1 protein-coding gene is annotated in these 17,294 nt (G+C 74.1%); it reads right to left on the minus strand.

All coding sequences use genetic code 11. From position 1 onward, the window contains the following. Window positions 1-16: 16 nt before the first annotated feature. Window positions 17-17,290, minus strand: a complete 17,274-nt coding sequence (locus tag ACIBQX_RS48280) for a type I polyketide synthase (protein ID WP_397017140.1) — start codon at window positions 17,288-17,290, stop codon at window positions 17-19. Between the last annotated feature and the right edge of the window lie 4 nt (window positions 17,291-17,294).

Below are 17,294 nucleotides of genomic sequence, written 5' to 3' on the forward strand. Positions count from 1 at the left end.
CACGTGTCACAGAGCATCAGTAGTCAGCACTTTCGGAATCCAGCGCCATCCGGACCAGGCTCTCGGCGTCGAGCCCGTCGATGTCCTCGGCGCGGCTGCCGCCGTCGGAGTCCGGGGTCGCGCTGTCGGGATCGGCCAGACGCATGAGGGCGTCGAGGATTCCGGCGTCGCGGAACCGGGATATCGCGGTGGTGGCCAGGATGCGCCGAAGCGTTTCCTCCTCTGCGTCGACGCCGGGGGCGCCGTCGAGCACCAGGCTCTCGCGCAGGTACTCGGCCACCGCCGCCGTGGTGGGGTAGTCGAAGACGACCGTGGCGGGCAGTTTCAGGCCGGTGGCCGTGTTGAGCCGGTTGCGGAGTTCGACCGCGATCATCGAATCGAACCCGAGGTCGCTGAAGGCGCGGCGGGGATCGATCGCCTCGGGCGAGCCCTGGCCGAGGACGGCGGCCACGTGGGCCCGGACCAGGGTGAGCAGCATCCGTTCCTGATCGTCGGGCGACAGGGTCTCCAGCTGCCGGCGCAGGGCTTCGGCGACCTCGGAGTGATCGTCCTCCGGCTCCGCCGTGCCCACGGTCCCGGCGAGACTGCGCCACACGGGGGCCGGTTCCGAGTCGGCCGGGGTGCGCAGCCGGGCCAGGTTCAGCCGCGCCGGCACCAGGAAGTCCTCGTCCCGCTCCAGCACGAGATCGAACAGCGCCAGCGCGTCGCCCTCGCTCAGATCGGTGATCGGCGCAAGTCGCTTAGCCGAAGCTTCGGAACCGGATCCGGGGGCCGTGTCTCCACCTGGTGACGGACCCCAGGCCAGGGCGATGGCCGGGAGGCCGGCTGCGCGGCGGTGGGCGGCCAGGGCCTGTAGGAAACCGGCCTGGGCGCTCGTTCGTCCGGTCGTCTCGGGGGTGCCGAGGGTGGCGGTGAGGGTGGAGAACAAGACGAACGCGTCCAGGTCGAGACCGGCGGTGAGCCGGTGCAGGTTCCAGGCCACGTCGGGCGCCGTCGGAGCGTCGTCGTCCTGGTGGATCACCATCGTCAGCGGGGCCTCGAATCGGCCGCCCAGCATGCCCGCCAGGCCGGCTCTGATGTCCCGGACGTCCCCCCTGTCCTGGCGGGGCCAGCCGCCCTCAATGGACGGGCTGCCCTGGTGATCTCCGCCGTCCCGGAGATCCCCGCCATCCCGAACGTCCCCGCCATCCCGAAGGTCCCCACTGTCCCGATCCCCGCCGTCCCGGAGGGCTCCGCTGCTCGCTACCTCTCCGCGGTCCCCAGAAGCTCCCGCGTCCGGCCGCTCTCCTCGATCCCGGTCGGTCCAGGTGGCGAGGTCGCAGGCGGTGATCTGGACGGCCGCCCCAGCTGTGGCGAGGGTGGCGGCCAGGGTGGCGGTGCCGGGGGCGGACGGGCCGGGGCAGGTGGCGACGGTGACGGCGATGGCCCGGCCGGTGCGGGCGAGGTGCTGGGCGGCGCGGGCCGCCGCCGTTCCGGGGCCGCCGGTGACCAGGACCGTCCCCGGCGTGTGGCCGGTGGGTGGGTTCGTGGGAAGGGCGCCACCGGCCGGGCGCGTCAGCCGCCGGCCGTACACCGTGTCACCCCGCAGGGCCAGTTCTGGCTCGTCCAAGGTCAAGGAGGCGGCCAGCATGCTCAGCCGATCGTTCGTACTGCCATCAGGGTTCTCGGCTGCCAGGTCTGCCAGGATCAGGCGGCCGGGGTGCCGGGACTGGGCCGAGCGGACCAGCCCCCAGACGGCGGCGCCGGTCAGGTCCGGCGCGGGCTGGTCCGGTCCGGTCGCGACCGCACCCCGGGTCACCAGCACCAGACGGGCTCCGGTCAGCGGTTCGAGCGCCAGCAACTGCCTTATCAGGGCTTCGACGTCGCCGGTCACCCTCCGGACGGCCTCGCCCGGTTCCTCGGTGGTCTTCGCCGTCGGCAGGCAGGCGACGACGAACTGCGGGACGGGTTCACCGGCTTCGACGGCGGCGGCCAGGGCGTCCAGGTCCGGATGGTCGGCCACGGTGGCGCCGACCGCGCGCAGCCCGGCTCCGAGTCCGATGAGGTCGGGCCCGGTGACCGCCCACGGACCGGTGACCGCGACGGTGGGATCGGGGACCGGCACCCACGCCAGCCCGAACAGGGCGTCACGCAGGGTGTTCCCGGCGATCCGGAGCTGCCCGGCCGTCACCGGCCGCAGCACCAGCGAGCCGACGGACGCCACGGGCACCCCGGTGCCGTCCGCGGCGGTCAGCGACCATCCGTCGGGGGTGGCACGGAGCCGGACCCGCAGCCGCGACGCGCCCGCCGAGTACACCGAGACCTCGCCCCAGGAGAACGGCAGCCGGACCCCCTCCCCCGCCCGGCCGACTCCCCCAGACTCCACCCCACCGGCCAGGTCAGAGCCAACCGAACCGGCTCCGCCAGACTCCGGCCGATCGGCCAGGTCAGAGCCAACCGAACCGGCTCCGCCAGACTCCGGCCGATCGGCCAGGTCAGAGCCAACCGAGCCGGCTCCGCCGGACTCCGGCCGGGCGGCCGTGTCAGGGTGCGGGAGGAGTGCCGTCGTCTGGAAGGCGGCGTCGAGCAGGGCCGGGTGGAGGCCGAAGACGCCGGCCTGGGCGGCGGCCGGTTCGGGCAGCGCGACCTCCGCGACGATGTCGTCCCCCTGCCGCCAGGCCGCCCGCAGGCCGCGGAAGGCCGGGCCGTAGTCGTGCCCGGCGGCGGTCTGGGTGCCGGCGAGGCCGGTGAGGTCGATCGGTTCGGCGTCGGTGGGAGGCCAGGTGAGGAAGTCCCGGGCCAGGGCGGGCTCGGCGGGCTGCGCCGGGGTCAGCACGCCGCCGGCATGCCAGGTCCAAGAAGAGACGGGTTCGTGCGGGTCGCCGGGAGTTTCCGTACGGGCGTAGATCTGGACCGTCCGCCGGCCAGGCTGCGGCCCGTCCTCCGGGGCGCCGAGGGTGATCTGAACCTGGGTCGGATGGTCGGCGGACAGTGCCAGCGGCGCGGTCAGGGTGAGTTTCTCGATCCGGGGGCAGCCGGCCTGGTGACCGGCCACGACCGCGAGTTCGGCGAGCGCCGTGCCCGGCAGGACCACGATGCCGGCGACCGCGTGGTCGGCCAGCCACGGCTGAGCCCGCAGCGACAGGCGCCCGGTGACGACCAGGCCCTCGCCCTCGGCCAGTTCGACGCTCGCGCCCAGCAGTGGGTGACCGACGGAGTCGAGACCGGCCGAGGTGACGTCCCCGGCCCCGGACCCGACCGGCGCCGGCCAGAACCGCTGGGGCACGAACGCGTACGTCGGCAGGTCCACCCGTTCGGCCTCGGCCAGCACCGCGGTCCAGTCGACGCCGACGCCGCGCACGTACACCTCGGCGAGGGAGGCCAGCGCCCGGACCGGCCCGCCGTCGTCCCGGCGCAGGGTCCCGGTGACCACCGGCTCGGCCGCGGCGGAGAGTCCTTCGAGGGTGGCGGTGATCGGGGCGGTCAGGACGGGGTGCGGGGAGCACTCGATGAACACCCCGTATCCGCCCAGGGCTTCGATCGCCCGGGAGAACCGGACGCTCGCCCGCAGGCTGGCGTACCAGTACCCGGCGTCCATCTCCGGGCCTTCCAGGAATTCACCGGTCATCGCGGACACCATCGGGATCCGGCCCGGCTGCGGGGTGACCCCCTCCAGCAGGCTCAGGATCTCCTCACGCAACGAGTCCACCTGGGGACCGTGCGAGGCGTAGTCCACCGGCAGCATCCGCGCCCGAACACCATCCCGTTCGCAGTCGGCCAGCAGCGCCGCCAGCGCATCGACCTCGCCCGAGACGACCGTCGCGCCGGGCCCGTTCACCGCCGCGACCGACACACGGCCGTCCCACGACGCCACCCGCTCCTCAACCACATCCGCGGACTCGGCGATCGAGAGCATCCCGCCCCCGCCCGACAGAGCCGTCAACGCCCGGCTGCGCAACGCCACCACCTTCGCCGCGTCCTCCAGCGACAGGACCCCCGCCACCACCGCAGCCGCGATCTCCCCCTGGCTGTGACCGACCACCGCGTCCGGCTCCACCCCAGCGGCCTGCCAGAACGCGGCCAGGGACACCATCACCGCCCACAGCGCGGGCTGGACGATGTCGACCCGGTCGAGCTCCACCACACCGGCCAGCACGTCGTCCAGCGACCAGTCCACGTAAGGAGCCAGCGCCTGACCGCACTCGGCCAGCCGGGCCGCGAACACCGGCGACGACACCGCCAGCTCGCGCCCCATCCCGGCCCACTGCGACCCCTGACCGGGGAACACGAACACCACCCGGCCGGTACCGCCGCCGACCGGCACCTCCCCGGAGACGACCCCGGCGGCCGGCACCCCCGAGGTCACCGCCGACAGCCCGGAGAGCAGTTCCTCCCGGTTCCGGCCGGTGACCACGGCCCGGTGCTCGAACACCGACCGGCTGGTGACGAGCGACCAGGCCACATCCTCGACGTCCAGGCCGGGATGGGCCGACACGAGTTCGCCCAGCCGGCTCGCCTGGCCCGCCAGCGCGGCGCGGGTCCGGCCGGACACCGGCCACGCGGTGGCCGTTCCGGTGAGAACGGGCAGGGACCCGGTCGCGGCCTTCACCGGCGGGACCGGAGCGGGAGCCTCTTCAAGGAGAAGGTGAACGTTCGTGCCGCTGATCCCGAACGAGGACACCCCGGCCCGGCGCACCCGCCCGTTCACCGGCCACGGCTGAGCCTCGGCCAGCAACCGGATGTCACCCTCGGTCCAGTCCACGTGGCTGGACGGGCGGTCGGCGTACAGGCTCCTCGGCAGTTCCTCATGGCCCAGCGCCAGAACCATCTTGATCACGCTGGCCACTCCGGCGGCGCACTGCGTGTGCCCGATGTTGGACTTCACCGAGCCGAGCCATAACGGCCGGTCCTCAGGACGATCCTGTCCGTACGTGGACAGCAGGGCCTGCGCCTCGATCGGGTCGCCCAGTTCGGTGCCGGTGCCGTGCGCCTCGACCACGTCCACGTCGGCCGGGGACAGGCGGGCGTTCGCGAGCGCGGCCCGGATGACGCGTTGCTGGGACGGGCCGTTCGGCGCGGTGAGGCCGTTGGAGGCGCCGTCCTGGTTCATCGCGCTGCCGCGGATCACGGCCAGCACCGGGTGCCCGTTCCGCTGCGCGTCCGAGAGCCTCTCGATCACCAGCATGCCGGCGCCCTCGGCCATGCCCATGCCGTCGGCCAGGGTGGAGAACGCCTTGCACCGCCCGTCGGCGGCCAGCGCCTGCTGCTGGGAGAAGCTGACCAGCCCGCCCGGCGTCGCCATGATCGTGGCCCCACCGGCCAGCGCCATCGTGCACTCCCCCGCCCGCAGCGCGGCCACGGCCAGGTGCAGGGCGACCAGCGACGACGAGCACGCGGTGTCGATCGTGACCGCGGGCCCTTCAAGACCCAGCGTGTACGAGATCCGCCCGGACATCACGCTGGCGGCGGTACCGGTCATCATGTGGCCGGCCAGTTCGGCCGGCAGCCCGGCGCCGTACCCGGAGAACGCCGCCCCCACGTACACGCCGGTGGCGGAGCCGCGCAGGGTGCCCGGGTCGAGACCGGCTCGCTCGAGCGCCTCCCAGGAGGTCTCCAGCAGCAGGCGCTGCTGGGGGTCCATGGTCAGCGCCTCGCGCGGGCTGATCCCGAAGAAGTCATGGTCGAAGTCCGTCGCGCCGCTGATGAACCCGCCCTGGCCGGTGTTCGCGCCGACGTGGGCGAGGTCCTGCTCGGACAACCCGGCGGTGTCCCAGCCGCGGTCGCGCGGCAACGGGGAGATCGCGTCGGTGCCGGCGGCCAGAAGCTCCCAGAACCCCTCAGGATCCTGTACGTCGCCGGGGAAGCGGCAGCTCATGGCCACGATCGCGATCGGCTCCCCGGCAGCGGCGGCCACGGCCGGGGCCGCCGTCACCAGGTCGCCCTCGCCCAGGAGCCGCGTACGCAGGTGGTCGGCGAGAGCCGAGGAGGACGGGTGGTCGAACACCACCGTCGCCGGGAGCCGCAGGCCGGTGGCGGTGGCGAGCCGGTTGCGCAGTTCGACCGAGGTCAGGGAGTCGAATCCGAGGTCGCGGAAGGCCCGGCGGGGTTCGACGGCCTCGGGCGAGGTGTGTCCGAGGACGGCGGCGACGTGGCCGCGGACCAGGTCCAGGAGCAGCCGGTCCCGGTCCGCTCCGGAGCTGCCGGCGAGCTGCTGACGCAGGGCCTCCGCGGCCGATCCTCCGTGCGCGCCGACGGCGGACGCCATCGGCGGGCGGGCCGGGCCCCCGGTGAGAGCCCGCCACAGCGGGGCGAGGTCGGCGCCCAGCGCGGCCTGCGCCCGGATCCCTGCCACGTCGAGGCGGGCCGGGACCAGGAGGGCGTCGTCCCTGGACAGGGCCAGGTCCAGGAGGCCGAGTCCCTGGTCGGCGGTGAGGGCTTCGACACCGCCTTGGGAGATCCTGTTCACGTCCTGGGCGCTGAGGTTCTCGGTCATGGCGCTGGCGTCGGCCCACAGTCCCCAGGCCAGGGAGACGGCCGGCAGCCCTGCGGCGAGCCGGTGAGCGGCCAGCGCGTCGAGGAAGGCGTTCCCGGCGGCGTAGTTGCCCTGTCCGGCGGCGCCGAACGTCGCGGCGCCGGCCGAGAACAGGACGAAGGCGTCCAGGTCCACGCCTCGGGTGAGCTCGTGCAGGTTCCAGGCGGCGTCCGCCTTGGGGCGCAGGACCGCGTCGATCCGGGCGGGGGTCAGCGAGCCGATCACGCCGTCGTCCAGGACTCCGGCGGTGTGCACGACGCCGCGCAGCCTCTCACCGATCGCCCTGCGAACGGGCGCTGAACCCACCATAGGGGCCAGCACTGTGGCCAGCGCGGAACGGTCGGCGGCGTCCCCGGCGATGATCCGTACGCCGAGGCCGGCCGTGGCCAGGTCGGCGGCCAGCGCGGCGGCGCCACGAGCGGCAGGCCCCGACCGGCTGGTCAGCACCAGCCGGGTGGCCCGTCCGGTGGCGGCCAGATGCCGGGCGACCAGGCCGCCCAGGGTTCCGGTGCCGCCGGTGATCAGAACTGTGCCGGGCTCGCGGCCGGGGGGAACGGTCAGCACGATCTTGCCGACGTGCCGTGCCTGGCTCATGAACCGGAACGCCTCCGGCGCCCGGCGCACGTCCCAGACCCGCATCGGGGGCATCGCCAGCGTGCCGTCCTCGATCAGCCCGGTGGTCTCGGCCAGGATCTCGGTGAGCCGTTCGGGGGCCGCGTCGCCGGTGACGAAGGCCTGGTAGTTCACATCCGGGTGGTCGCGGGCGAGCTCGGCCGGGTCGCGGACGTCGGTTTTGCCCATCTCCAGGAACGTGCCGCCGCCGCGCAGCAACCGCAGCGACGCGTCGGTCAGCTCACCGGCCAGCGCGTTGAGGACGATGTCCACGCCCTCACCGCCCGTGTTGGCCAGGAAGGCGGTCTCGAAGTCGGCCGTCCGGGACGAGGCGATGTGGTCGTCGTCCAGGCCCATCTCCCGCAGCGCGGCCCACTTGCCCGGGCTCGCGGTGGCGTACACCTCAAGGCCCAGGTGCCGGGCCACCGCGACCGCGGCCGTGCCGACCCCGCCGGTCGCGGCGTGCACGAGGAGCCGCTGCCCGGGGCGGGCGGCGGCGAGGTCGACCAGCGCGTACCAGGCGGTCGAGTAGGCGATCGGCACGGTGGCGGCCGCGGCGAACGACCAGTCCGACGGCATCCGGGTCAGGAGGCGGGCGTCGGTGACGGTGAGGGGGCCGGCGCCACCGGCCGCCATCCCGAGCACGCGATCCCCGACGCTCAGCTGGGTCACCCCGGCGCCGATCTCGGTGACGACGCCGGCGATCTCGGTGCCGACCAGCGCCTCCACCGGGTACATGCCGAGGGCGATCAGGACGTCGCGGAAGTTCAGGCCGACGGCGCGGACGGCGATCCGTGCCTCTCCCGCCTGCAGCGGTGCGGTCGCCTCCGGGTACGGCACGAGGGCCAGGCCGGTCAGGGTGCCCTTCTCCGGGGCGTCCAGCCGCCAGGGGCCGGTGGCGGGCAGGGTCAGCGGCGGGGCGGCCGAGCGCACCAGCCGCCGTCCGCGGGCGGTGTGGTCGCGGACGGCGAGCTCCGGTTCGCCGGAGCCCAGCGCGGCGGCGAGCACGGCGAAGGTGTCGTCGTCGGCGCCGGTCGCGGGTAGGTCGGCCAGGATCAGCCGGTCGGGGTTCTCCGACTGCGCGGAGCGGACCAGCCCCCAGGCGGCTGCGGCGGCCAGGTCGGTCACCTGCGCACCGGCCTCGGTGGCGACGGCTCCGCGACTGACGATCACCAGCCGGGCCGGCGCCAGCGCGTCCAGGGCCAGCCACTGATGGAGGAGGTCGAGCACCTCCCCGGTCAGCCGCCTGGCCGACTGGGCCGGATCGGTGGCGTCACCGGTTCCGTCGATGCCGGCGAGGACCAGGTCGGGGACGGGCGCTCCGGTGTCAACGGCCTCGGCCAGGGCGGTGAGGTCGGCCTGGGTCCGCGGCTGAACGCCGCACGCGGTGAGCCCGGTGGCCAGCCCGAAGGGATCGGCGCCGACCACGGCCCAGTCCACGGCCCGGTCCATGGCCCGGGCCACGGTGTCAGCGCTCGGGGTGCCACTGATCGGTGTCCATTCGATGGCGAACAGGCTGTCGTCGAGAGCGCTTCCGGCCGTCCGGAGGGCTCCGGCGGCGACCGGGCGCAGCACCAAGGAGTCGGCGGAGACCACGAGCGCGCCGGTGGTGTCGGCCGCGAGGAGCGAGATCCCGCCGCCGTCGGCGTCCTGACGGAGGCGGACCCGCAGCCGGGCGGCGCCGGCCGCGTACAGGGACAGCCCGGTCCAGGCGAAGGGCAGCAGCACCTCCTGTCCCCCGGCGGTGGTTCCGGTCCAGGCGTTCCCGGCCAGGCCGGCAGCGTGCAGGGAGGAGTCGAGCAGCGCCGGGTGCAGGCCGAAACCGGCCGCGTCGTCGGCCGCGTCCTCCGGCAGGGCCACCTCGGCGAAGACGTCGCCTCCGCGCCGCCAGGCCGAGCGCAGGCCACGGAACATCGGCCCGAACCCGTAGCCGCCCTCGGCCTGAGCCTCGTACCGGCCGGTCAGGTCGACCGGTTCGGCGCCGTCCGGCGGCCAGATCCGGAAATCGCCGGACTCAAGGTCCATCGGAGCCGTGGCCGGGGCGAGCAGCCCGGCCGCGTGCCGGGTCCAAGCGCCGTCGCCGGCCGCCTTCTCGGCCTGGCCGTACACCTCGACCGCCCGGTGTCCCCGCTCGTCCGGGGCGCTCACGATGACCTGCACCCGGACCGCGCCCTCGGGGGGCAGGACCAGCGGCGCGGCCAGGGTCAGCTCCTCGATGCGGGAGCAACCGGCCTGGAATCCGGCTCTGACGGCGAGCTCCACGAACGCCGTCCCGGGCAGCAGGACGGTTCCGGCGATCGCGTGATCGGCCAGCCAGGGCTGGGCTCGTAACGACAGCCGTCCGGTGAACAGCAATCCTTGACCGCCGGCCAGGTCCACGGCCGCACCCAGCAGCGGATGGTCGGCCGCGCCCAGCCCCAGGGCGTTGGCCCCTGCGGCGGTGGCCGCCACCGGCTTCGGCCAGTACCGCTGGCGTTGGAAGGCGTAGGTGGGCAGGTCGACGCGCCGGCCGGTGGGCAGCACCGCGGTCCAGTCCACGGGAACGCCCCGGACGTGCACCTCGGCCAGCGAAGCCAACAGCCGGGCCGGACCGCCGTCATCCCGGCGCAGGGTACCGGTCACCACCGGCGCGATTCCCGCCTCCTCCAACGTCGCGGCCATCGCCGCCGTCAGCACCGGATGCGGCGAAACCTCAACGAACACCCCATAACCATCACGACCCAGCCGCTCCACACCCCGCGCGAACTGCACCGTCGAACGCAAACTCGCATACCAATACCCCGGACCCGCCTCAGACCCATCCAGATAGTCACCGGTCATCCCCGAAACCATCGGAATCACCGCCCGGCCAGGAACAATCCCCTCCAAGGCAGCCAGCACCTCACCCCGGACGCCCTCCACCTGCGGACCATGCGGCGCATAATCCATCGGCACGAACCGCGCCCGAACACCATCCCGCTCACACTCCGCCGCAAGCGAACTCAACGCATCCACCGCACCCGACACCGTGACAGCCTCAGGACCGTTCACCGTCGCCACCGACACACCAGCCCGCAACCGAGCCTCAACGACTTCAAGGGAAGCAGCGATCGACAACACGCCACCCCGGCCGGCCAGCGCCATCATCGCCTGACCCCGACGAGCCACCACCCGCGCACCATCCGAAAGCGACAACACCCCCGCCACACACGCCGCCGCGATCTCCCCCTGACTATGACCGATCACCGCATCCGCACGAACCCCCGCCGCCTCCCACACCGCCGCCAACGACACCATCACAGCCCACAAAACCGGATGCACCACATCAAGCCGCGACAAAACCCCCGAATCCCCCAGCACCTCAGCAAGATCCCAGTCAACGTACGGAGCCAACGCCTCCCCACACTCAGCCAACCGAGCCGCGAAAACCGGACTCGCCCCGGCCAACTCCCGCCCCATACCAACCCACTGACCACCCTGACCAGGGAACACGAACACCACGGGCCCAGCGGCTCCGGCGGTGCCAGTGATCACCCCGGTCGACGGCTCGCCGACCGCGAGCGCGGTCAGCGCGGCCATGAGGTCGTCGCGGGTCTCGCCCCGCAGCACGGCCCGGTGCTCCAGCGCCGTGCGGGTGGTGGCCAGCGACCAGCCGACATCGGCCGGGTCGAGGCGCGGGTCGGCGTCCAGGTGGGCGGCCAGTCGCCGGGCCTGGTCGGTCAGGCCGGCCGGGGTGTGCCCCGACACGAGCCAGGCCGCGCTCGCGCCGGTGAGGAACTTCGGCCGAGGGCCGGCGGTTCCGGAGACGGCCTCGCCGCTCGTTCCTCCTGCGTCCGCCGACCTGTCGGCGTCCGTCGTGCTGTCGGTGGGCACCGGGTTGTCGGCGGTTGGGGCCGCCTCTTCCGGGGCTTCCTCGATGACGACGTGAGCGTTGGTGCCGCTGATCCCGAAGGAGGACACCCCGGCCCGTCGCGGGCGTGCGTCCTCCTGGCGGGTCCAGGGCATCGGCCGGTGCAGCAGCTCAACGTGCCCGGCGGTCCAGTCCACGTGGGGCGTCGGCACGTCCGCGTGCAGGGTGGCCGGCAGCAGCTCGTTCCGCAGGGCCAGAACCATCTTGATGACCCCGGCCACGCCCGCCGCCTGCTGGGCGTGCCCGATGTTCGACTTCACCGACCCCAGCAGCACCGGCCGCTCCTCGGGCCGGTCCTGACCGTACGTGGCCAGGATGGCCTGAGCCTCGATCGGGTCGCCGAGCGCGGTCCCGGTGCCGTGCGCCTCGATCACGTCGATGTCGCCCGGCCGCAGCCCGGCGCCGGCCAAAGCCGCCCGGATGACCCGCTGCTGCGACGGGCCGTTCGGCGCGGACAGCCCGTTCGAGGCGCCGTCCTGGTTCACCGCGCTGCCGGCCACCACCGCGAGGACCGGATGCCCGTTACGGCGAGCGTCCGAAAGCCGTTCCAGTACGAGCATTCCGACGCCCTCGGACAGGCTCATCCCGTCCGCGTCGGCCGAGAACGCCTTGCAGCGGGCATCGGCGGCCAGCGCGCCCTGGTGGGAGAAGCCGATGAACTCGGTCGGGTCGGTGATCACCATGACGCCGCCGGCCAGCGCCAGGTCGCACTCGCCGCCGCGCAGCGCCTGCGCGGCCAGGTGCAGCGAGACGAGAGCCGACGAGCAGGCGGTGTCCACGGTCACCGCAGGGCCTTCGAGGCCGAGCGTGTACGAGACCCGGCCGGAGATCACGCTGGTCAGGTTCCCGATCATCAGGTGACCTTCGGAACCCGCCACCCCGGCCCCGTAACCGGCCTGGCCGGCGTACCCCGAGGACGACGCGCCGGTGAAGACGCCGGTCAGCGAGCCGCGCAACGTCACCGGATCGATCCCGGCCCGTTCCAGGGCCTCCCACGACGTCTCCAGCAGCAGCCGCTGCTGCGGGTCCATGCCCAGCGCCTCGCGCGGGCTGATCCGGAAGAACCCCGGATCGAAGTCCGCCATGCCGGTGATGAACCCGCCCTCGGGCGTGTACGACGCCTCGCCCGTACCGGCGTCGACCAGGCCCGTGAGGTCCCAGCCGCGGTCGGCGGGGAAGCCGGAGATGGCGTCCGCGCCGGTCGCCAGCAGCTCCCACAGCGCTTCGGGGCTGTCCGCGCCACCGGGGAACCGGCAGCCCATCCCCACGATCACCACCGGGTCGGCCGACGACACCGGCGTCACTCTCGGCTCGTCCGGCGTCAGGGCCGCCGACCCGATCAGCTGGGTCAGGAGTTGCCTGGCCAGCGCCAGCGGGGACGGATAGTCGAAGACCACGGTCGAGGGCAGTCGCAGGCCGGTGGCCTGGTTCAGCCGGCCGCGCAGCTCCACCGCCGTCAGCGAGTCGAACCCCATGTCCCGGAAGGCCCGCGCGGCCTGGACGGCGTCCGGTGAGCTGTGCCCGAGGACGGCGGCCGCGTGCCCGCGCACCAGCTCCGTCATGATCCGCTCGCGCTGCGTCGATGACACGCCGAACAGGCGGGCGAGGAGTTCGGCCGCCTCGCCCGACACCGCGACGGCTCCCTGCTCGGCCGCCAGCTGGCGGGCCTCGGGGATCTCGTCCAGCAGACGCCACGAGCGGGCCGCGTTGAACACGGCCGAGAACCGGGGCCAGTCGACGTCGGCGACGACCGGCGCGCTCTCGTCGGCGGCGAGCACCTGTCCCAGCGCCATCAGGGCCCGATCCGGGTCCAGCAGCCGCAGCCCCTGGCGCCGCAACCGGTCCGGGATCAGGCTCTGCGGGAGCCACTCCGCGGTGTGCACCGGCTCCTGACCCTGCCCTGGCCCCCCGGTGGGGGTTTCGTCGAAACGGCCGCCCGAGTCCCAGACGCCCCAGGCCACCGAGGTGGCGGGCAGGCCGCGGGAGCGCCGGTTCTCGGCCAGCGCGTCGAGGTAGGCGTTCGCGGCCGCGTAGGAGCCGTGATCGCTGACGCCCCAGGTGGCGGTGATCGAGGAGAACAGGACGAACGCGTCGAGATCCAGATCGGCGGTGAGTTCGTCCAGGTGGGCCGCCCCGGCGACCTTGGCGCTGGAGGCGAGGGCGAGTTCGGCCACGTCCGTGTCCCGCAGCGGGGTCAGCTCGACGGCCACCGCCGCGTGGATCACCGCCGACAGCGGGGCGGCCACCGTCGGAATCCAGCGCAGCAGTCCTGCGACGCTGTCCCGGTCGGCCACATCGCAGCCGGCGATGGTCACGGCGGTCCCGGCCTCGGCCATGGTCGCGGCGAGGGTCGCGGCTCCGGGCGTCTGCGGGCCCCGGCGGCTGGCGAGCACCGCGTGCGGTACGTGCGAGCGGGCCAGCCAGGCGGCCAGGTCGGGGCCGATCGCGCCGCCGGCCCCGGTGAGCAGCACGCTGCCGCGCGTCGTCCACGGCTGTACGGGGTCGGTCCGGCGGGTGCCCGACCGGACCAGTCGCCGGGCCCGGATGCCGCCAGGCCGGATCACGACCTGGTCCTCACCGCATCCGGCCAGGACGGCGCCGAAGCGCTCGGCGGCCCGCTCGTCGAGCACGGGCGGAAGGTCGATCAGGCCGCCCCAGCGGTCCGGGTGCTCCAGGCCGGCGACCCGGCCCAGACCCCATACCTGAGCCTGGATCGGGTTCGTCAGCGCCTCGTCCGGGCCCGCCGCGACCGCCCCCTGGGTGAGCAGCCACAAGGGGGCCGCGATCCCGGCGTCGCCGAGCGCCTGCACCAGCCCCAGCGTGCCGGCCAGACCTCCAGCCACGACCGGCCACCCGGCCAGCGGCTCCTCGTCCAGCGCCAGCAGCGAGAGCACCCCGGCCGGCTGCCCGGCCGACGTCGCAGCCGTTCCGATCTGGCGGGCGAGCGCCTCACGGTCGAGCGCGTCCGGCGCGACCCGCACGAGGACGACGTCAGCGCCGCGAGCGGACAGAGCCCGCCCGACCGCGGCGGCCAGGTCACCGTCGGACTCCTCAGGGGCGGCCGATGCGACCGCGGCGGCCAGGTCGCCGTCCGACTCCTTACGGGCGGCCGGCGCGGGGGTGGGGGCCAGGACGAGCCAGGTGCCGGAGAGGGGGGTCGGAGCGGGGTCGGCGATCGGTGTCCAGGCCACCCGGTAGCGCCAGTCGGCCACTGTCGAGCGGTCGCGTTCGCGGCGACGCCAGGAGGCCATCGCCGGGACGACGTCGCTGAACGGCCAGCCGCCCTCGACGGAGAGCGCGCCGGCCAGGCCGGCCACGTCGTCGGCCTCGACGGCCGCCCAGAACCGGGCCTCGCCCGCCGACACCGGGTCCGTCGCGGAGCCGTCGTAGGAGCCGCGCGGGACGGGCTTCGGCCAGTAGTACCGCCGCTGGAAGGCGTACGTCGGCAGGTCGACGCGCTCGCCCTCGGGCAGCACGGACGGCCAGTTCACGGCGACGCCGCGGACGTACACCTCGGCCAGGGAGGCCAGCAGCCGGGCGGGCCCGCCGTCGTCGCGGCGCAGTGTGCCGGACACCACCGGCGCGGTCAGGGCGCCGGCCTCCAGGGCGTCCGTCTCCAGGGTGGCGGCGATCGCGGTGGTCAGGACCGGGTGCGCGGACACCTCGATGAAGGCGCCGTACTCGTCCCTGCTCAGCGTCTCGACGGCCCGGGAGAACTGGACCGTCGCGCGCAGGCTCGCGTACCAGTATCCGGCGTCCGCCTCGGGACCTGCCAGATGCTCGCCGGTCATCGCCGAGACCATCGGCAGCCGCGCCGGCAGCGGGGCGATGCCTGTCAGCAGGCTCAGCACCTCGTCGCGAATGGCGTCGACCTGTGGCCCGTGGGAGGCGTAGTCCACCGGCAGCAGGCGGGTGCGTACACCGTCCCGCTCGAACGCGTCGGCCAGCTCGGCCAGGGCGGCCGGCTCGCCGGAGACGACGGTGGCGGCCGGCCCGTTCACCGCCGCCACCGACAGCCGGTCGCCGCTCGGCGCCAGCCTGGTGGCGACGGCGTCCACCGGCGCGGCGACGGAGAGCATGCCCCCGGCTCCGGACAGGGCGATCAGTGCCTGGCTGCGCAGCGCGACCACCTTCGCCGCGTCGTCCAGGGAGAGGATCCCGGCGACGACCGCGGCCGCGATCTCGCCCTGCGAATGTCCGACCACGGCGTCGGGCCTCACCCCGGCGGCCTGCCACACCTCGGCGAGGGACACCATCACGGCCCACAGCACCGGCTGCACCACGTCGACCCGGTCCAGGCCCGGCGCACCCTCCCGGCCGTGCAGCACATCGTCCAACGACCAGTCCACATACGGAGCCAGCGCCCGACCGCACTCACCCAGCCGAGCCGCGAACACCGGCGACGACGCCGCCAGCTCCCGGCCCATCCCGATCCACTGCGAGCCCTGGCCGGGGAAGACGAAGACGACCCGTCGGGAGACCTCGGCGACGCCGGCCACGACGGCGGCCGACGGGGTCGAGGCGGCCAGCGCGGACACCGCTGTGACGAGCTGGTCGCGGTCGTCGCCGAGCACGACGGCCCGGTGTTCGAGGGCCGGGCGGGTGGTGGCCAGCGACCAGGCCACGTCCACCGGGGTCGTCGCGGGGCGCGCGTCAAGGTGCGCGGCGAGCCGCGACGCCTGGGCCCGCAGGCCGTCGGCGCTCTGGCCCGACACCAGCCAGCCCACCGTGCCGCTCCGCAGCACGGGAAGTCCAGCGGCGCCCGCCGGAGCCTCAGGACTGTCAAGGGGAAGCTTCGCGCCGGCCGGAGCCTCAGGGATGTCAGCGGGAGGTCGCGCCGCGTCCGCGTCCGTCGGGATCTCGGGGCCGTCAGGGGTGGGCGTCGGGGCGGCGGGGGTGCGGGCCGGGGGCTCCTCGAGGATGACGTGGGCGTTGGTGCCGCTGATCCCGAAGGCGGAGACACCTGCCCGGCGTGGCTGGTCGGCGGCGGGCCATGGCACCGGCTCGGTCAGCAACCGGACCTGCCCGGCCGACCAGTCCACGTACGGGGAGGGATCTTCGGCGTGCAGGGTGCGTGGCAGCAGGCCGTGCCGCATGGCCAGGACCATCTTGATGACCCCGGCGACGCCGGCGGCGGCCTGGGTGTGGCCGATGTTCGACTTCACCGAGCCGAGCCAGAGCGGCTGGTCGTCGGGCCGATCCTGACCGTAGGTGGCCAGCAGCGCCTGGGCCTCGATCGGGTCGCCGAGCACCGTGCCGGTCCCGTGCGCCTCGACCGCGTCCACCTCGGTGGCCGACAGCCGGGCACTGGCGAGCGCGGACCGGATGACGCGCTGCTGGGAGGGCCCGTTCGGCGCGGTCAGACCGTTCGACGCGCCGTCCTGGTTCACCGCGCTGCCGCGGACCACGGCCAGCACCCGGTGACCGTTGCGCTGCGCGTCGGACAGCCGCTCGACGACCAGCATGCCGGCGCCCTCGCCCCAGCCGGTGCCGTCGGCGCCGGCTGCGAACGCCTTGCACCGCCCGTCGAAGGCGAGGCCGCCCTGCCGGGAGAATTCGGCGAACGTTCCCGGCTCCGCCATCACGGTCACCCCACCCGCCAAGGCCAGCGAGCACTCGCCCGACCGCAGCGCCTGCACCGCCAGATGCAGCGCGACCAGCGAGGACGAGCAGGCCGTGTCCACGGTCACCGCCGGGCCTTCCAGCCCGAGGGTGTACGCCACCCGCCCGGAGATCACGCTGGTGGCGTTGCCGGTGACGACATAGCCTTCGGCGTCACTGGCGGGCACCGCCGCGCCGTAGGCGGAGAACCCGGCCCCGGCGAAAACCCCGGTGGCGGAGCCGCGCAACGCGCTGGGGTCGATCCCGGCCTGCTCCAGGGCTTCCCAGGACGTTTCGAGCAGGACCCGCTGCTGCGGATCCATGGCCAAGGCCTCGCGCGGGCTGATCCCGAAGAAGTCGGCGTCGAACCCGGACGCGTCGTAGACGAACCCGCCCTGACGCGTCGTCGACGCCTCCGAGCCGGAAATGGCGCCGTAAAGGCTCTCGGTGTCCCAGCCCCGGTCGGCCGGAAAGCCGGAGATCGCGTCCACGCCGGTGGCGAGCACCTGCCAGAAGCCGTCCGGATCGCCGGCCCCACCCGGGAACCGGCAGCCCATGCCGACGATCGCCACCGGTTCCTGGTCGCGATCCTCGAGTTCCCGCACCCGCCGGCGAGCCTTGCGCAGATCGGCCGTGGCCCGCTTCAGGTATTCGAGAAATTTTGCTTCGTTGTCCATGGAG

The organism is Nonomuraea sp. NPDC049714 (assembly GCF_044465295.1).
Taxonomy (GTDB): domain Bacteria; phylum Actinomycetota; class Actinomycetes; order Streptosporangiales; family Streptosporangiaceae; genus Nonomuraea.

What these genes read in the sequence shown, in the direction of transcription:
- ACIBQX_RS48280 (WP_397017140.1), bottom strand. Translation starts at nt 17,290, where the DNA reads ATGGACAACGAAGCAAAATTTCTCGAATACCTGAAGCGGGCCACGGCC.